Origin of the sequence: Thiohalomonas denitrificans (assembly GCF_900102855.1) — a bacterium.
Taxonomy (GTDB): domain Bacteria; phylum Pseudomonadota; class Gammaproteobacteria; order Thiohalomonadales; family Thiohalomonadaceae; genus Thiohalomonas; species Thiohalomonas denitrificans.
In genome coordinates this window covers 219,493-237,534 of record NZ_FMWD01000001.1, presented here as the reverse complement: position 1 = coordinate 237,534, position 18,042 = coordinate 219,493, and the positions used below count along the sequence as shown (strand labels likewise).

The window sequence follows — 18,042 nt, the reverse complement described above, 5'->3', positions numbered from 1 at the left end:
CTACCTAGTCGGACATGGCCTCCAGGCACATCGTGTCGTATTCGTCCTGGAAGAAGAACTTTTCGTCGCCAAAGGCCGGCTCCAGCTGGTGCAGCCAGGTGGCTTCCGGGTCGAACCTGGCGAAGAAGGGACGCTGAACCCAGTCGGGATTCCGCCCCTGGATAAAGCGCAGGACAAAGACCTTTTCACCGGCCGCTTCGGCAACGCCCTGGACCTCGATTTTGCCCGGGCCGGCACTCATGCTCGGCCCACGGGCGGTGCGGGCCAGGCCAGAAACCTGCTTCATCGCGTCGCGATAGATTTCCCAGGCACGGGTCAGGGGCAATTCAAAATAGTGTTTTGCCCCTGTATCGCGTTCGACAAACATGTAGTAAGGATAGACTCCCAGGCGGGTCTGTGTCCGCCACATGCGTGCCCAGACATCGGCATCATCGTTGATATGGCGGATAAGTGGCGACTGGCTGCGGATGATGGCTCCGGTAGCGCGTATGCGGCGAATCGCCTCATGACAGATCTCCGTCTCCATCTCACGCCAATGGTTGAAATGGGCCATGAATGCCACCTGTTTGCCCGCTTCCACGGCCTTTTTAATCAGATCGAGGAGTTCTTCGGCGTCATCATCAGTGACAAAACGCTGCGGCCAGAAGGAGAGGGCCTTGGTGCCGATACGAATGTTGGTAACGTGGTCGAAGGCCGGTTCCAGCAGGGGCTCCAGATAGGCCTTGAAGTGCCTGGTTTTCATCACCATCGGGTCGCCTCCGGTGATGAGCAGATCGGTAACTTCGGTATGTTCGCCCAGGTAACGGTGCAGCTGACTCGCCTCGTTGGTGCCAAAACGCAACTCTTTGTCGCCGATGAACTGCGCCCAGCGAAAGCAAAAGGTGCAGTAGGAGTGGCAGGTCTGTCCCTGGCTGGGGAAGAAGAGCACCGTTTCCCGGTACTTGTGCTGTATACCCTCGACCTTTTCGTCGCCCACCGTGGGGACGTTCAGCTCCCGTTGTCCGGCAGGGTGGGGGTTCAGTTCATCCCGTATGGCGCTGGCAGTCTCCCGGATGACGGTGCGGTCGGCGCCTTTCCGGAGCAGGTCGGCCATACGCTCGAACTGTTCGGGTGTCAGCATTCCCGGCTGCGGGAATGTGAGTTGAAACAGCGGGTCCTGGGGGATACTGCTCCAGTCGATAAGTTCTTCGATGACATACTGGTTGACGCGAAACGGCAGGACATTGGCCACCACACGCATCGCGAATCGCTGCTCCTGCGGCAGGTTTTGGATCTGCGGGATCTGATCGATGTGCCGTTCGGTGTATACCTTGAAGCGCTCGTTCGAGCCGAAAAACCCTTCCGGCACGACGGACGGTCGTTTGATCTGTGCTGCTGCTATCTTGGTCATAAAGCGAGAAAAATCCGGGCTCGAAAGATTGACTGACAATGCCTGTGGGACGGCAGAGAATCACGGGAAGAGATTTTTTGAAAAAACCGAACGTCCCGCCCTTGGCAGGAGAGAGTGTGTTTATAACAAAAAAGGGGAGGCAGAAGCAAAAAAGCGCCCTTCTGAAAACTGCGGGAATAGGTCTTGCAAAGCGTGGCTCTTTCGTGCCGGAAAGAGCCGCTTGGCATCTTTTCAAGGCGAATTTCAGCGTGGCCTCGCGGCGGCTGCCTGCGCCTATGGCATCGTTTCTCCAGCAAATGCTAGAATGTCAGGCTATTGCGGGGCCGTAGCTCAGTTGGGAGAGCGCAGCAATCGCACTGCTGAGGTCAGGGGTTCGACTCCCCTCGGCTCCACCAGATAATCCAGTAACCCTCCCTTTCGTCCCGGTAGCTCAGTAGGATAGAGCATTCGCCTCCTAAGCGAAGGGTCGCAGGTTCGAATCCTGCTCGGGACGCCATTTTCCTTTGCTTTTCGCTTTGCTACTCCACCTGCCGGCGCAGGCTTTTCCTTGCGGCGACAGATTGAACCCGGGGGAGCCGGCGTGGTCCTCAAGGTAAGCGAATCTTGTGTTGATCAAGCCAGCCCTTCAGCCAAACGGATTTTCGCCTTCCGGAACAGGGCACAGCTCGGATGCGCCCCGACCGGGTTCGCAGTTTAAGCCTGTAATTTCCAGAGTACACGGTTTCTGCCGTGGGCAGTGCCGAGCCGTGTGTTAGACTGAACGCAAGTCAAAGCGCAGGCGAACGATACGCTTCGGGTGCCGTTAATGAGTCATACGATTGTCGGCGTACCTCCCCGTAGTCCGATGTGGATCTATGAGGAGAACTACAGGTTGTTTCTGCATCTCCTGCCGGAACAGACGGAGGAGGGAGATACGTTTCTGCTTGCCTCGGATAGCACCCAGGGTGAGTTGAGCGTGCGTGTACTGGAGGTGACCCGGTATACCTCCACCCTGTTGCTCGCCAAGCCCTTTTGCGTGGATCGTGAGTGGCTTTCCGATCTGGCGATGAAGGTGCGCATCTACGATGATGCGGGTGTCATGGAGGTAATGGGCTACCAGGGTTGTGATCGCATTCCTGCCCGTTATCAGGTCACTGACCACGGGCGCTTTCATCGTGACGAAAAGCGTCAGGTCAATTATCTGCTGCACGATTTGCTACGCCACTGTCTACGCAACGGCTATCGGCTGAGCAGCCCCGGAATCACCAACGCCTGAAGTTCGTCCGCCGAAACGATCACTCCCCGTCTGAGCCCACCAACGGCGTAACCCCAACCCCCTCAATCGGAAAGCTGTTCAAGCTGATCAAGGTCCCCTACGCCTTACGTTTGTTTGGGCCGGTCTGTATTCTCAAATAATCGTAGAGATCGCTGAGGAAAAACTGTCGGTTTTCGTCCTGCGCGAAGTGGGATTTCGTGTGAAGCTCGCCGCGGCTATAACGCCGTGCCACATCCAGGAACGGGGTCGGCAGCGTCTGATTAAACGGAGACGGTTCTTCAAGGAGGCGAATGACTTGCAGGAAAAGCAGTTCGAACCGATTGCCGCCGGTCTCTCTCACCTGACGGAGATCGGTACGATACAGCCGCAACAGTGCGACATAATCTTGTGCCCGGGGCGGTTTCATGGCCAGAATCATCTCGAAAATCGGCTGCTATTTATCCCAAAAACCGGCCGCCCGCACAAGCAGACATGTCTTGAGCTGGTGTTTTGGAGTCTGAACACCGTACCGATCTTATCGCCGTGCTGCTTGTGGTTATCACAATACGACACATACACCAATCAAAATAGACTCATGGACAGATACTAACGGAGCGTATACGTTGCGTAATAACTCGCATAAGCATTCGCCAATCCGAACGAGCCAGGACGTCGAACGAACAGCTTGCAGATTCTAATCCAGCCACGAACGCGACCGGCTTGCGTTCGTGGCGTTTGCGCGTGCGTTTCATCGGGGAGATACGCCGCCAGGACCTGGTTTCGGGGATTGGTATCCGGTCCGCCGCCGCATTGAGAGATCTGGCGTTGTGTAAGGCACTTTAGCCTCGGGAGGCATAGTAGACCACTACGACCAAAGGCAAGTCCCACGTTCCTGGGCCGGTATTTCAGCCGATTTTCGTCATTACCCGGATAAGAAGGCCCCTGTCGTGCTCAAAGGGCAGCCGGTGGCGAGCGAATCAACAACCGGCTTGAAGCCGAGACGTACTGAGGGGATGAGATGCTGGCAACAACAATTTGCAGCGTGATAGATACACCGTTGCAGCAGATAGATTCCGGCTTGTTGGGGAGTGGGTAGGTTATGAAATACGGCGCATCATCGTTGGCAAAGAACAACAGCATTCGAAACAGGCTGTTGCTCGTGGACGACGACCCGGGCAATCTGACTGTGCTCGGCAACCTGCTCCAGCCGCAATACGACGTCCTGGCCGCGCCCACTGGTGAGCGTGCCCTGCAGATTGCTGCGGGTGCCCGAAAACCTGACTTGATCCTGCTTGACGTGATGATGCCGGACCTGGATGGTTACGCCGTGCTCGCCCGACTGCGCGCCGATCCCGCCACGCGTGATATCCCGGTTATCTTCGTCACCGGCTTGAACGCCATCGAGGACGAGGAAAAGGGCCTCGAACTTGGCGCGGTCGATTACATCACCAAGCCCTTTCGCCCATCCATCGTGCTGGCGCGGTTGCACACCCAGCTCGAACTCAAACGTGCCCGCGACTGGCTGTCTGACCAGAACGCCTTTCTCGAAGCCGAGGTGGAACGGCGCATGCATGACATCCTGGTGACCCAGGACGTTACCATCAGCGCCTTGGCCGAACTGGCCGAGACCCGCGACAAAGAGACCGGCAACCATATTCGTCGCACCCAGGAATATGTGCGCATTCTGGCCGAGCGACTGAGAACACACCCTCGCTTTTCCGGTTTTCTGACTGACAAGACCATTACACTGCTGTACAAGTCCGCGCCGCTGCACGATATCGGCAAGGTCGGAATCCCGGATCATATTTTGCTGAAGCCCGGCAAGCTGACCGAGGCGGAGCGTGCGGTCATACAGACCCACGCCCAATTGGGTGCCGAGGCCATCGAGCGAGCTTTGCGTCGGGTTGACCACCACATCGATTTTCTCGATTTCGCCCGGCAGATCGCCCACTGGCACCACGAAAAGTGGGATGGCAGCGGCTATCCGGACCGCCTCGCTGGCGATGCAATCCCTGTCCCGGCCCGGCTGATGGCGCTGGCCGATGTCTTCGATGCGCTCATCTCGTGCCGTGTCTACAAAGCCGCATTACCGGCCGAGCAGGTGCGTGACATCATCGTCGGCGAACGCGGCAAGCATTTCGATCCCGATATCACGGATGCCTTCCTCGACTGCTTTGACGCATTTGTCGCCGCGGCGGCCCGATTTCGGGATAAGGCAATGCCATGAAACTGCCCTTCACCCTCGGCCTGCGCGGACGCCTGACCCTGATCCTGCTGGCGGTGTTCGCCACGATGGTCGCCCTGATCGTCGCGCACACGCTAAACCACGGTGCCGAGAAAAGGCACAACACCGTGCGGCATCTGCAGAACTATGCGCAACTGCTCGCCGCCCACCAGCGCCAGATCGTTGCGCAGGCCGACGCCATTCTGAACGGGCTGATCATACGTCCCGAGCTGCACCCCGGCACACAAGTCGAGGTGTGCAGCCAGTTTCTTCAGGCACTCATCAAAGAGGAACCGGAGTTCATCAACGTCGGTTTGGTGCAGCCCGACGGCGAAGCGGGATGTGCGGCAGCGCCCCCCGTCAATCATGTCAATTTTGCCGACCGCCAGTGGTTCCGGAAAGCCCTACAATCGGATAAGACCGTTATTAGCGAAGTGCTGCGGGGCCGCATCGTCGGCAAGCCACTGATCACCTTCGCCAGGGCCGTGCGGGACGGGGGTGGGCGCGTGACCGGTGTGCTTTATCTGGCGCTCGATCTGACCTGGTTGCAGCATGAGCTCTCGGCTGCCGACCTGCAGGAAGGTACGCGGCTGGTGGTAATGGACGCCATGGGGACCATCGCCGTGCGCTACCCGGATACCGGGAACGGGATTGGGAAAAGCATCCACGACCGAACGTTATTGCAGCGCATTCAGGCTGCGGGTGAAGTCGGTGTGTTGGAAAACATCGGCCCGGATGGAGAACCCAGGATATTCGCCCATGCCCGGTTGTTGGATACGGTGTCCGGCCCCGTGACTCTGTCGCTCACGGTGCCAAAGGCGCTGATCCATGCCCCCGTGTACCGGGAACTCTGGAATGGACTGGCCATTGCGTTTGCGGTGCTCATCGCTACCTTGGGGTTGGTTGTCTGGGGTGGTAACCGACTGGTGTTGCGTCCATTGCTGAAGCTGTCGAATGTGGCGGCACATTTCAGCGCTGGCGACTATGGCGTGCGAACCGGTTTACCGCATGGCGACGACGAGATCGGGCGACTGTCCCGTACCATCGATGACACCGCGGCAGCCATCGAAGAGCGTGATCGCAAACTCATCCGAGCCAACCAGGCCCTGCGTGTCCTCTCCGCCGGCAACCGGGTCCTGCTGAATGTCACGGATGAAAATGCCCTGATCGAGCAGATGTGCCGCGCCATCGTCGAGGCTGGAGGTTACCGTATGGTCTGGGTGGGCTATGCGCGCACCGACAGGCGCATCGAGGTGGTCGCCTCCTGGGGCGCTACGGCCGAGTTTCTCGCCGAACTCGACATGACCTGGGATGAAACCGAAACCGGGCGCGGGCCGACCGGCACGGCGACCCGCTGCGGCATTCCCATCGTCAGCGGCGATGTTCAGACCGACCCGGACTATGCGCACTGGCGGGAGCTGGTGCGGCCCTACGGCATTGGCTCCGCGCTGGGCCTGCCGCTGCGTGTGGACGGCAGTGTCATCGGCGCACTCTGCATCTGCGCCACGGAAACCGACGCCTTCGATGCTGAAGTGATCGAGATACTGAGCGAATCAGCGGCTGACCTTTCCTACGGTATCGCTACACAGCGCGCGATGGCCGAGCACGAACGCACCCGTGCCGAACTGAGGCAGATGGAGCACCGGAACGCGCTGATCCTCTCCGCCGCCGGCGAAGGCATCTTCGGCCTGGACCGTGAGGGCCGCGCCACCTTCATCAATCCGGCGGCCGTTGAGATGCTGCAATGGACACAGGACAAACTCGCCGGCCAGTCCATGCACGCCCTGCACCATCACACCCGCGCCGACGGCACACCCTATCCGGCTGAGGATTGCCCGATTCGTGCCTCCTTTCGTGATGGCATGACCCACCGTGCCAACGACGATTTGTTCTGGCGCAGGGATGGCAGCAGCTTCCCGGTTGATTATGTCAGCACGCCGATGCGCGACGAGCATGGCGAGCTGGTCGGGGCAGTGGTGAGTTTCCGCGACATCAGCGAGCACAAAGCGGCGGAAGAACGTCTGCGGCTGAACGCAGAGTTGCTCGACAATGCCGCCGACTCGATCATCGTGGCAAATTTCGACGGCAAGCTCGTGTATGTCAACGAGGCGGCCTGGAAATCGCGCGGCTACACACGCGACGAACTGATGGCGATGACCCAGCACGAACTTGACGCGGCGGATCACGCAGAACGGATCGAGGCCCGCAACCGGGAACTGGCGGAAAATGGGCACGCCGTGTTCGAATCCGCCCACCGCTGCAAAGATGGCACCATCATGCCGGTCGAGATCAGCGCCCGCCTCGTCGAAACCGGCGGGCGCCAGCTCATCCTGTGCTCGATCCGCGACATCAGCGAGCGCAAGCAGGCCGAGGAACGCATCCGCAAGCTCTCCCAGGCCGTCGAGCAGAGTCCGGAGAGTATCGTCATCACCAATCTCGATGCCGAGATCGAGTATGTCAACACCGCTTTCATTGATATTACCGGCTACGCCAGCGAGGAGGTGATCGGCCGGAACCCGCGCATCCTGCACTCGGGCAAGACGCCGTGCGAGACCTACGATGCCCTGTGGGACGCGCTGACCCACGGCCGGATGTGGAAGGGGGAATTCATCAACCGTCGCAAGGACGGCAGCGAATACATCGAATATTCCATCATCGCGCCGATTCGCCAGCCCGACGGCACCATTACCCACTATCTTGCGGTGAAGGAGGACATCACCAAGAAGAAGCACCTCGCCGAAGAACTCGAACGCCACCGCGAACACCTGGCGGATCTGGTGGAGAAGCGCACCGCGCAACTGGCCGAGGCACAACAGCGGGCCGAGGCCGCCAACCAGGCCAAGAGCGCCTTCATCGCCAACATGAGCCACGAGATCAGGACGCCGATGAACGCCATCATTGGCCTCACTCATCTGATGAAGCGCGCCGGGGCGACACCCGAGCAGGCGGAGCGGCTGGCCAAGATCGACAGCGCCGGCCAGCATCTGCTGTCTATCATTAACGACATCCTCGACCTGTCAAAGATCGAGGCGGGCCGGCTGCAGCTGGAAAGCACCAATTTCCATCTTTCCGCGATACTCGATAATGTACGCTCGTTCATCGGCGGAACGGCGGCGGAGAAAGGGCTGAACATTGAAGTGGACAGCGATTCCGTTCCCGTCTGGCTGAGGGGCGACCCCACCCGGCTGCGCCAGGCTCTGCTCAACTACGCCGGCAACGCCGTCAAGTTCACCGAGCGCGGCACGATTTCCCTTCGCACCAAACTGCTGGAACAGACCGGTGACCGGCTCACGGTGCGCTTCGAGGTGCAGGACACCGGCATTGGCATTGCTCCCGAAAAACTATCCCGGCTGTTCCAGGCCTTCGAGCAGACCGATGCCTCGACTACGCGCAAATATGGCGGAACCGGCCTCGGCCTGGCCATCACTCACCGCCTGGTGAACCTGATGGGCGGGGAAGTCGGCGCCGAGAGCACACCGGGCGCCGGTAGCACCTTCTGGTTTACAGCCCACTTGCAACGCGGCCACGGGGTGATGCCAGCCGAGGCGGCAATAGAAACCGACGTCGAAACGAAACTGCGCCAGCGTCACAGCGGCGCGAAGTTGCTGCTGGTCGAGGACAATGCGATTAACCGCGAGGTGGCGCTGGAACTCCTGCATTCCGTCGGATTGGCGGTAGATACGGCTGCGGATGGCGTCGAGGCGCTAAACAAGGCACGGGACAACGATTACGCGCTGATCCTGATGGATGTGCAGATGCCCCGCATGGATGGACTCGAAGCGACGCGCGCGATCCGTGCCCTGCCGGGCCGTGAAGCGTCGCCCATTCTGGCAATGACCGCCAATGCCTTCGATGAGGACCGCCGCGCCTGCACGGCGGCAGGCATGGACGATTTCATCGCCAAGCCGGTCGATCCGGCGGCGCTGTTCGCCACGCTCCTCAAGTGGTTGCCGCGACAGGCAAATACCGCCCCCACCAATCCGGCAGATCCGGCTGGCTCCGTCCCGTCGGTGCCGACTGTTGCGGAAGCGGCCGAACTGCCGGAGATCGCGGGCCTCGACACGGCGCAGGGCCTGAAAACGCTGAACGGTAACACTGCTGCCTACCTGCGCCTGCTACGCCGCTTCGCCACCGACCACGCGGACGACATGGTGAGACTGCGCGCACGACTGGCCGCCGGCGAGCGCGAGGAAGCACGACGCATTGCTCACACGCTCAAGGGCGCCTCGGGCAATCTCGGCATGACGGTAGCCCGACGCCTGGCGACCGACCTGGATGCAGCATTCAAGGCGGGCCGCGCGGCGGAGGAGCTAGAACCGCTGATCGGCGAGACGGAAAGTGAATTGCAGCGGCTGGCGACGGCGATCCTCGCCACCCTTCCCGAGCCCGCGGAAGCCGCCACGGTGGCGGTGGATAGGGCGGCCGTAAATCGGCTGCTGGACGAGCTGGAGTCGATGCTTGCGGAATCAAGCATGGAAGCCAACACCCTGTTCGAGCAGAATACCGCCCTGCTCAAGGCCGTGCTCGGCCCGGTGGGGGAAGACCTGGAACGGCAGATCGGAGGCTTCCTCTATCCCGAGGCGCTGGAAACGCTCAGGCGGGCACGTGCGGGCATGCCGCGTTGAACAGAAAGTCTCCCCGAAGCCCATCGGTGCAACGCCTTTCCGAAATAATCGACGGATCACAATGCATGATTTTCCGGATAAGCACTGCCGCAATCCAACCGGCTTGAACGGTCGGACGTAACTGCTTGTTTCACTGAATGCCAACGGAAAGCTTTATAGGCTTTGGCTGTTCGGCGGACAGCGAGGTGGGAGAGAAAAACTGCGCGAAGAGATGGAAAGCGGCACGGTTCGGCGAGACAACTGAGGGAGAAAGTCCACAACACTGTGCAGGAATCCCTGCGGCACGCGGGAGTGGGAAAGCGACCCCAGAACTAGCCACATCCCCCCGCCCCAGGGAACAGAGATCCTGCCGAAGCCGGAACGACAGATCCCCTACAAGCTCGCTCATGGCCGATGCGAACAGGGGCGCTTCCCTCTCAGGAACGGGAGGGCTCCCCAACCGATAGATCCGCTGAAAGAGGATCTCGGACTCCCCGGTGTTCGTCAGTGTAATTCCCACGGTCAGCACAGCCTGCTCCTCCCCGCCCTTCTGTTCCAAGGCGAAGGTATAGATTCGCCCGGTCAACTCCAGCGGCGATGGGTCCGGCTCCAAGGATGCCGCGGGAAAGAGGCCCCCCGCGCTCAAGTCCCGTTCCAGGGACTCCGCCACCATCCTTCCGGGAGGAGCGACCCACTGATAGGTCCCGGAAAAGCTCACTTCGCCACCCGGCCTCTGGACGGTCATCTCCAGCCGGTCGTAGGGGCTGGCGGTCGAGAATTCCCGGATTCGGACCCTCTTGTCGAAGGGGCGGGGGCAGTCGAAGGGCCGGGTGTCATAATCGAACTGATAAAAAACAGGCGCGGGGCCGGCCCCGGGCAGGATTCCGCCGCAACCTCCCACCGAGAGGATCACGACAACCAGAGAAAGGCCAAGGAGAGCGGAACGGCACATCGGATCACCTCGCGAAAGGATCTTGCTCTTTGCGGCGTTCGAGGATCTGCCCGGGCTCCCGGCGCAGGGAACGGGTTAGCCGTTCGAGTTCGGTTATCAGGCTCTCGACCTGTTGAAGAGTGCGCTGCAGCTGGGATGTGGATTGGCCGATCTGGGCATCCCAGGAACGCACCGCCTCTTCTCCCGCCGCCGTCATTCCCTCCAGGCCCCCGGAGATGTCGGCAAGGGCGCCGGACGGCACCTCGCCCAGCCGAGCCGCAAGGGCCTCGCTGGCGCGGCGCAACTCCGTGGCGGTGGCGGAAAGGTCCCGGCGTGTCTTTCGCCAATCGCCGGGAGCCTCCTCATCGCCGAGTGCCTGGAGGATCGCCTTCAGGTCGGCGGAGGCTTCGCGCACGTTTTCGAGAGTCTGCTGCAGATCGGGATCGGCGAGAAGGTCATCAAGCCGGTTCCCGGCCTGGCTCCAACCGTGCGTCAACTCCCCGATGGCGTCAAAATCGGCATCTCCCACCTCCCCCGCCACGCGCCGTGCGGTCTCGAGGAGTCGATCCATATCGCTGGGCCGACTGGGGAGAACCGGATACTCCGGCTCGAAAGGAAGCTCCGGACGGGCCACTGCTGCGGCATCCTGCGTCCGCCCCAGCGTCAGATTGGTCAATCCGGCGACCAGTTTTTGCGAGACCTGGAGGTACATGGCGTCATCCATGGTGAAATCCTTGCGGATGTTCACCAGGACCCTCACCATGCGGTCACCGGGAGCCAGATCGATCGCCCCCACTTCCCCGACCTCGATCCCCAGATACCGGACTGGCGCCCCTCTTTCCAGCCCCTCGACAGGGCTGTCGAAGAAGCTGACGTACGTCTGTCTTGCTTCGAAGGGGCCAATGATCCCCACGAAGAGCAGGGTCATGATCCCCAGCCCCAGACCGAGCAGGACGAAAAGACCGAGTTTGAAGGGGGATATCCGGCCTTCCGTCATCGTCTCACCTCTGCCTTCCCCGGAAACGACTCGCCTTGTGTCACGCCGCACCTCGGCTAATTGATGTGATAAATGAAGCTGAAAAGGGTATCGATCAGGACGATGTACATCAGCGAGACGACGAACGAAGAGCTCGCCCCTTCACCCGATGCGGCGGACTCCCCCATGCGCATTCCCTGAAAGCAGCCGATCAGCCCGATCAAACCGGAGAAGACTACGATCTTCGCCAGCCCGACGAAGAGCCCCACCCCGCTCATGGCGTCCGCGGCCCCCACGAGGTATGCCAGGAAAGAGAGATTCGGGATCCATAGCGTGATGACCATTCCTCCCAGGATGGAGAAGGCGGTGGTGATCATGACGAGGAGGAGACCGGCCGCCACAAGGGCGAGAACCCGCGGCAGGACGAGGTCGCCCACCGGATCGATGCCACTTGCCCGCAATCCATCGATCTCTCCTCTGATCTTCATGGCTCCGAGCTGGACCGCAAAGGCGCTCCCCGACCGGCCCGCCAGCAGGATGGCGGTGAGCAGCGGTCCGATCTCCAGCATGGTGATGGTGGTCACGACTCGGGCGATCCTCGCCTCGGCGCCGAAGGGAGACATGGTCGCTATCGCCTGAATTCCGATGACGAAACCCATCAGAAAAGAGAGGCCGGCCAGGAGGACCACGGCATCGGCCCCCGCGCTCTGAAGATGAAAAAGCATCTCTTTCAGCCCCAGACGGCGCGGTCGACGCACTACCGCACCCGCGGCCAGAAGGACGCTGCCGGTGAACATCGTCATGGCACGGGCGCCCTCAAAAATCGTTAGAGTGCGTAGGCCGACGCGTGTCACGGGGTCGCTGTTCTGCTCTTTCAATCCCTTTGTTCTCCGCCTGCATTTCGGTTCCGGAGCCTCTTGCTTTAATAACGGTTTAACACAGAACTAGGAGGTCGCAATAAAAAGGGGGCAAAGAGAAATCGGCTGACTGCATCTGCTTATGGGATTTGGTAAATGTTCCCTGAAGAAAACCGCGCAATTCTTCAAGGAGGGATGAAGCTCTCATGCATAGTCGCGGTCCGGTCGCACCAGCAGTAGCGTGATGATGCTCCCCAGCACAATCAATGTGCCGTTGCCGGCGGTCATGAGAAGGCCTCCTAGCGCCAGTTGCCATTCGCCGGACAGCAGGGAAATGCCGAATGCTGCGACTGCCGGAACGAGCGCCAGGGCGGCGACCACCCCGACCAGCGTGTCGAGTTTGTCCTTGGGCGTCGGCAGGACGGTGAGGTCGGCTGCGGACGATGGTTCGGTCCGCCCGCCCGATGACAAGAAGTCGCGGGCGGGCGTGACCTGTCCATGCGCATGGCCGTTGAGCTATGCCGGTCTTATTTGCCCACCGCGCAAATGTTCTTGCCCAGTTCCAGCTCCTGCGCTTTGCGTGCATCGGGACTGGCCAGGCCCGCGTTGGCCCGCTTGATCTCCACGTAGGCCTCGGGAAACTCCGGCAGACTGGCCAGGACATAGTCGCGGAAGGCCGCTTCGCCCTCGGCCAGCTTGCGCAGCCCGGGATTGTGTTGCTTGAGGTCACCGAGCGAGGCGCGATAGATGCCGTTCTCGTCACCGGTGGATAGTTCGCTGAAATGGGCCGGCAGCACCACCGTTTCGTCGGGCAGTTCCTCCATCCGCTTCAGCGAGGCGTATAGCAGCGGCGTCCACGTGTCGGCCTTACCGCCCAGGTCCGGACGCGCGATCGACTCCAGGAACAGGCTGTCGCCGTTCAGCAGAAAGCGCCCGTCGATGAGAAAGGCGACCATGCCCAGGGTATGGCCGGGATAGTGCAGCACCTTGATATCGGTCCGCCCGAGGGTAAACGTCTGCTCCGACTCCAACGGCCGATACGGGATACGCGCCGGCAGCATGTCCATCGGGTGGATGGCATCGTAGGGGTGCAGGTGGTACGGAACGTGGTCCCGCTCGCTCAGCTCCGGCCCGCCGCTGAGGTGGTCGGCGTGGAGGTGGGTATCCAGCACCCGTTCGATCGTGGCACCGGCGTCTGCGGCCAGCTGGTCATACTGCCCGATGTGCCGCGCCGGATCGAAGACGGCGGCGCGGCCGTCGCTCACCAGGACGTGGCTCACGCAACCGCGGGCCGGGCGCACCACCTGGAAGAGCGAGTAGCGCTCGTTCTGCTCCACCGGGCGCGAGTAGTAGAAGTTGCCCCAGCCCTCCATGCCGCCTTCCATGTTCATGGCATCGAATCCCAGACGGTGCAGACCCTCGGCGACGTAATCCGAGGTATGGCCTTCGGCACACACCGCGAGAATGGGGCGGTCCCCGGGGAGCTGGTCCTTGATCTGCGCCTGCACGCCGCGGACCACCGCTTCGGTGACATCCTCGTCCTCGTCCTCCAGATCAAGAAGCTCAAAGTAGGGGACGTTCAGGGTGGGTACCGGGTGGGGACCTTCCACCCTCCAGGTTTCAAACTCGTCACGGTTGCGCACATCGAGGATGAACATCGGCTCGTCGCGCAGCAGTCGCTCCCAAACCTCCTGCGGATTCGCGGCGGGAGTGGCCCTCTTCAACATCAGACACCTCCTTTTGAGCAGGGCACGTGCGGACATCGGGCGATGTCGTCTCGAAGTATAGTTGACCGATCCGAGCGGCTTGTGTCGAATCTGGATGAGATGACCCGATTATTCAGGCTGTATGGTCTCCCTCCCCTTGTTTTTGGGGTCGTTCACGGCGCGGGTGACCCGGACTACCTCCATCTCACTCGCAGGGTAGGGTTTCAAAAGGATTTGGTGAAGCGCGGCAAGATTCGGGGTGTCCGGTTGTAGCCATTTTCGATGCCACCCAACGGGGAGGACCGCGGGCATCCGGTCGTGATATTGAGCGGCGAGCTCGTTTGGCTCCGTCACGATGATGGTGAAGGTGTCGCGGGGTGGCCCGTCACCGGACCAGCGATCCCAGAGCCCGGCAAAGAACATCGGCTCTCCATTCCTGAACCGAAAATAGTACGGCTGCTTGACGGCTCCCTCCTTCCGCCATTCAAAGAACCCGTCTGCCGGAACCAGGCAGCGGTGGCGCCGGAAGGAATCCCGAAACATCGGCTTGGTATTGACGCTCTCGGCCCGGGCGTTGATAGGCTTGGGGCCCTTGCCCGGATCGCGGGACCAGTGGGGAATAAGGCCCCAGCAGAGTGTTACCAGCTCCGGGCCATCTCCGTATTCGGACCACCGTGCCACCAGGGGCGCTTCCGAAGGAGCGACGTTGTAGCGCGCCGCCAAGTCGCCGTAGTGCCGGTCGGTCGGCATCCCGAGCCGTTCCGCGTAATAGGAAGTGGGGTGGTGCTGGTCGAATCTTCCGCACATTACAGCCGTTTGCGCAGGTCGTCGAACCTTCCGGAGTCATAGTCGGGCGGCTTGCACTTCACCCAGGCGGGCGAGCGGCGACCGGGGGTGTACCGGCTGTCGCGCCGCTTGGCAACGATCCCCTCAAGTCCCTGCCCGATGGCGGCGGCGTAGAGGGCAGTCCCCGAATCGAAGTGCTCCGGGATGCAGACAGGGCCGTCTTCCGGCTCCAGCTCAAGCAGGTGCCGGCGCCGCTCCTCCAGCGGCAGCGCCATCATCGGACTGCCAGCGAGGTAAAGGAGGTCGAACACCATGAAGGTGGTAGGCCGGGCGGTAGCGGTCTGGAGGATCCTCTGCGGGTTGTGCATCGCGATCCGCCGACGAACGGTCTCGAAGCTGGGGCGGCCACCCTCGAACACCACCAGTTCTCCATCGAGCACCGTCCCCTCAGGGAACTGCCGCAGTGCCTCGGCCACTTCCGGGAACTGCGCGGTCACCGTATGGAGCCGGCGGGTCTGCAGACAGACCGCCTCGCCCACGTGCGCGATGCAGCGAATCCCGTCCCACTTGATTTCGAACAGGTGCGAGGGAGAGTCGAACGGATCCCGTGCAGCCGACAGGAGCATCGGGGAGATTACCGAGGGGATAGGTTGAGTATTCATACCGGATTTGACCGGTGCGCGGCGGGCGAGTTCTCCCAAAGGGACGGTAACCTCCCGTTAACTGGCAAGCCTACTCCAGAGCTTCTTTGAATATTGGTTAAACGTCTATCTACTGGCGCTTGGGGCTTCCTCGACATCTGTCCGAGAGGTATTGGAAAGTGCAGCCTCCCTCACGAATTTCCGGTAGGTCCCCCCTTTGTGATTATGGCTTGTTTCGTCTACAGATAGCGTAAGCCGCTCGCAAGAGTAGGCATCAACCGTGTGCAAATGGAGGTGTTCACGATGAAATCAAAGATGATGAAGACGGTGCTGACCGCTAGCGCGCTTTCCCTGGTGATGGGAGGCGGAGCCGTCGCTGAGCAGGGCACCGAGGGTCAGCAGCAGCCGACCCAGCCTTCGGCGCAGGCACAGCAGCAACGGACCATTTCGTTGGTTGCCGGGCACAACGTGGTGGATGCGGTGGACGATGTTCGGGAAACGGTCTCCGATCTCGCTTCCTCCATCGCAAACGCCAGTACGACTGCCGAATTCGCCAGCTGGCAACCGGTTGCCGAACCGATGGAAAACACGGTTGCCGAGCTTGACGAGATGGAGCAGGTACTCGACCGGAAGGCCGAAAACACCGATTCGTCCTGGCTCAATTGGCTGGAGGACCGGGACTACAGCGTTACCGTCAAGCAGCAGATCAACCAGCTCGGTGACACCCTGAACCAGATGGCCAACACTTTGAGCCAGGCTGAAGGTCGACCCGGACTTCAGGTTGTGACCGGGCACAATGTAGTGGACCAGGTGGATGACGTACGGGAAACCGTCGGCGATCTGATCAATGCTATCTCCAACTCAGGGCCCGGGTGGGGGTGGTTCGACGAGGACGAAGCATTCCCGCAGTATCAAGCCCGTCTCGATGAGATGGAGCAAACGCTGGATCAGAAAGCTGAGATGACCGACGAAGAGTGGGGCACCTGGTTGAACGAAGCGGAATACCATGTATTCGTCCAGGACCAGATCCAAACGCTTGGTGAAATGCTCACCAGTATGGCCGAGAGCATCGAAGCATGAATGCGGGTCGGCGGGCCATCGGTCTCGCCGGCATCCAGGAACCAAGGGCTGCTCGATGGCCGTAAGGGTGACGGCTTTTCAACGGCTCCTTGGCATATAGGGCCATCGCCTGTTCCATTTGATGACAGAAATTGGCCGGATATCATCCGTAAGCCTTTCGTCCGTCGAGGTCTCCGGATGCCGCGGCAAAAGTCTTTTGACAGCCGCGCCAGCCTCACCTGGTAGGCCTGATAAAGGCAAACCTGTCGAAAGGCAAGGGCGCAAAGCCACCGGTCTAAGGATTCTTCGGAATGTATGATCGCGGGGCTGCCAGGTCTTCATCCTTTTCACTGCTACCCGCAGCTTCCGCAGCGTAAGGCGGCGCTCACTGAGGAGCGCCCGACGACATCACCGATAAGGCGTTAGAGCGACCGGGGCATCCAGGGGGACAGTAACGCCAGGCGCGGTTGTACTTCCCAGCATGAAAGCACGACGATTCGCTTCCAGTACCCGGCGGGTGATAGAGTTATTGACCGGTCAACTGCCCCGAGACCGGGCACATCGGTCTCGTAAAACCCCAGGAGAGCGCATGACTCGAAATGTCCTGCTTTTGGCGGCGCTTTTCGCGTTCGTCCCGTCCGGTGTATCGGCCCAGTGCGTGGAGGTTTCCGATACCAGCTTTTCCCTTTCGAAATCGGACTACGGCCTCTCGAAAATCGTCTGGAAGGCACTCCTGACCAATGGTTGCGAGGCCGTATACGATGTGGATCTCATGGCCAATTTCCTGAACACCAAGGACGATCCCATTTATCGGCTGCGCTCCTACGCTAGTGTCGGGGCAGGGCGAAAGGTACGAGTGGTCAAAGACTCTCATATTCCGGACCGTTATCACGATAAAATCGTCGGTCTCGGTGTGAAGATCACTGATACCAGGAAGCGGGTCTACTGAAGAAATATATCCTTGCTTCGAATTAATCTGGAGACGGTAAGTGCGGGACTTTAGACAGCTGGTCGAGGATAAAGATGAACTTCTGGGACGCCGCCGCCGGCGGCTGACATGGCGTGGCTTGCTGACAGTCATGGGCCTCTTGGCTCTCAGCGCCACTCTTACAGTGGGCATTTTCTTCTCGGACAGATTCTCTTTGGGCGATAGCTCCGGGGCGGCTGTTAGCCCCCTGAAGGAGAAGGTGGCTGATAGAGCGCCCAAAGAAAAGGAAGGCGACCTGCCGGTTCGGACCTTCGATCTGAAAATTCCACCGGCCTCCTGACGAAAGGCCCCACCAATCGGCTGGAAGGAACTCTGCAGGAGCGGAGCTGTCACACCCGATGTTGGGGTTTTAGGGAGGCATACCAACAATGCTGCAATTAATCGTATTCGGAGCGGCCGCTCTGTGGCTGGCTTCACTGCTTGCCGTTGTCTTCGGTCTCATCCCCTTGGGTAAGTAAGGTCTCATTCATCCGCACTGGTTCTCCGGCAAGTCCCTGAGACTCCGGTTTTTTTGCGACCGGTTACTGTCTTTTTTTCCAAGGGAGGAACCGTGCTCCGTTCTGGAAGCTTGTACATTCTCGTCGCCTACATCGCAGGGCTCTACGCCGTGGCTTGGGCCCACTTGACGAACCGCTTGAATGACGCC

General features: G+C 60.5%; 14 protein-coding genes, 2 tRNA genes, 1 pseudogene and 1 riboswitch. Of the genes and pseudogenes, 8 read left to right on the top strand and 9 right to left on the bottom strand.

The window, feature by feature from the left end:
* Positions 1 to 4: 4 nt before the first annotated feature.
* On the bottom strand, positions 5 to 1,390 hold the full coding sequence (locus BLP65_RS01045; protein WP_245688192.1) for a KamA family radical SAM protein: 1,386 nt from the start codon (positions 1,388 to 1,390) through the stop codon (positions 5 to 7).
* Positions 1,391 to 1,709: 319 nt separating this feature from the next.
* Between BLP65_RS01045 and BLP65_RS01035 the strand changes: the two genes are divergently transcribed.
* The 3 genes from BLP65_RS01035 to BLP65_RS01025 all read left to right on the top strand — a co-directional run bounded on the left by BLP65_RS01035 (position 1,710) and on the right by BLP65_RS01025 (position 2,645).
* Positions 1,710 to 1,785, top strand: a tRNA-Ala gene (locus BLP65_RS01035).
* 24 nt (positions 1,786 to 1,809) lie between these two features.
* Positions 1,810 to 1,886 (top strand) — tRNA-Arg (locus BLP65_RS01030).
* Between the two features lie 309 nt (positions 1,887 to 2,195).
* A complete protein-coding gene (locus BLP65_RS01025; RefSeq protein WP_092991716.1) occupies positions 2,196 to 2,645 on the top strand; it encodes a DUF1249 domain-containing protein in 450 nt (149 codons plus the stop codon).
* 97 nt (positions 2,646 to 2,742) lie between these two features.
* Here the strand turns inward: BLP65_RS01025 and BLP65_RS01020 are convergent, their stop codons facing one another.
* A complete protein-coding gene (locus tag BLP65_RS01020; RefSeq protein ID WP_092991714.1) occupies positions 2,743 to 3,063 on the bottom strand; it encodes a hypothetical protein in 321 nt (106 codons plus the stop codon).
* A gap of 206 nt (positions 3,064 to 3,269) precedes the next feature.
* Between BLP65_RS01020 and BLP65_RS17375 the strand changes: the two are divergent.
* The 3 genes and pseudogenes from BLP65_RS17375 to BLP65_RS01010 all read left to right on the top strand — a co-directional run.
* Positions 3,270 to 3,542: pseudogene (locus BLP65_RS17375) on the top strand (hypothetical protein); the annotation flags it as partial.
* Between the two features lie 181 nt (positions 3,543 to 3,723).
* Positions 3,724 to 4,851, top strand: coding sequence for a response regulator (locus tag BLP65_RS01015; protein ID WP_092991712.1), 1,128 nt, complete (start codon positions 3,724 to 3,726; stop codon positions 4,849 to 4,851).
* The gene (locus tag BLP65_RS01010; protein ID WP_092991710.1) at positions 4,848 to 9,473 is read left to right on the top strand and encodes a PAS domain S-box protein; all 4,626 of its coding nucleotides are present in this window, start codon (positions 4,848 to 4,850) and stop codon (positions 9,471 to 9,473) included. The genes BLP65_RS01015 and BLP65_RS01010 overlap by 4 nt, the downstream gene beginning before the upstream one ends.
* 130 nt (positions 9,474 to 9,603) lie before the next feature.
* Here BLP65_RS01010 and BLP65_RS01005 read toward each other — a convergent pair whose 3' ends face one another.
* From BLP65_RS01005 to BLP65_RS00975, 7 genes are all read right to left on the bottom strand, one after another.
* Positions 9,604 to 10,404 carry an ABC-type transport auxiliary lipoprotein family protein gene (locus tag BLP65_RS01005; RefSeq protein WP_092991708.1) on the bottom strand — a complete coding sequence of 267 codons (801 nt, stop codon included), beginning with the start codon at positions 10,402 to 10,404 and terminating at the stop codon, positions 9,604 to 9,606.
* Positions 10,405 to 10,408: 4 nt separating this feature from the next.
* Positions 10,409 to 11,380, bottom strand: a complete 972-nt coding sequence (locus BLP65_RS01000) for an MlaD family protein (RefSeq protein ID WP_092991706.1) — start codon at positions 11,378 to 11,380, stop codon at positions 10,409 to 10,411.
* A 56-nt stretch (positions 11,381 to 11,436) separates the two neighbouring features.
* The gene (locus BLP65_RS00995) at positions 11,437 to 12,162 is read right to left on the bottom strand and encodes an MlaE family ABC transporter permease (protein WP_092991704.1); all 726 of its coding nucleotides are present in this window, start codon (positions 12,160 to 12,162) and stop codon (positions 11,437 to 11,439) included.
* A 258-nt stretch (positions 12,163 to 12,420) separates the two neighbouring features.
* Positions 12,421 to 12,687 (bottom strand): DUF389 domain-containing protein, encoded by a 267-nt coding sequence (locus BLP65_RS00990; protein ID WP_092991702.1) that lies wholly within the window; start codon positions 12,685 to 12,687, stop codon positions 12,421 to 12,423.
* Between the two features lie 56 nt (positions 12,688 to 12,743).
* Entirely contained in the window at positions 12,744 to 13,943 is a 1,200-nt protein-coding gene (locus BLP65_RS00985; RefSeq protein WP_092991700.1) for an MBL fold metallo-hydrolase, read from the bottom strand.
* 108 nt (positions 13,944 to 14,051) lie between these two features.
* Entirely contained in the window at positions 14,052 to 14,729 is a 678-nt protein-coding gene (locus tag BLP65_RS00980) for an SOS response-associated peptidase (protein ID WP_092991698.1), read from the bottom strand.
* Positions 14,729 to 15,370 carry an ATP-dependent DNA ligase gene (locus BLP65_RS00975; protein ID WP_139181392.1) on the bottom strand — a complete coding sequence of 214 codons (642 nt, stop codon included), beginning with the start codon at positions 15,368 to 15,370 and terminating at the stop codon, positions 14,729 to 14,731. Before BLP65_RS00975 ends, BLP65_RS00980 begins: the two co-directional genes overlap by 1 nt.
* A 282-nt stretch (positions 15,371 to 15,652) precedes the next feature.
* Between BLP65_RS00975 and BLP65_RS00970 the strand changes: the two genes are divergently transcribed.
* Together BLP65_RS00970 and BLP65_RS00965 are read left to right on the top strand one after the other, a co-directional pair.
* Entirely contained in the window at positions 15,653 to 16,429 is a 777-nt protein-coding gene (locus tag BLP65_RS00970) for a hypothetical protein (protein ID WP_092991694.1), read from the top strand.
* Positions 16,430 to 16,654: 225 nt separating this feature from the next.
* Positions 16,655 to 16,743: riboswitch (cyclic di-GMP riboswitch) on the top strand.
* Between the two features lie 254 nt (positions 16,744 to 16,997).
* Positions 16,998 to 17,357, top strand: coding sequence for a hypothetical protein (locus BLP65_RS00965; protein ID WP_092991692.1), 360 nt, complete (start codon positions 16,998 to 17,000; stop codon positions 17,355 to 17,357).
* The last annotated feature ends 685 nt before the right edge of the window (positions 17,358 to 18,042 follow it).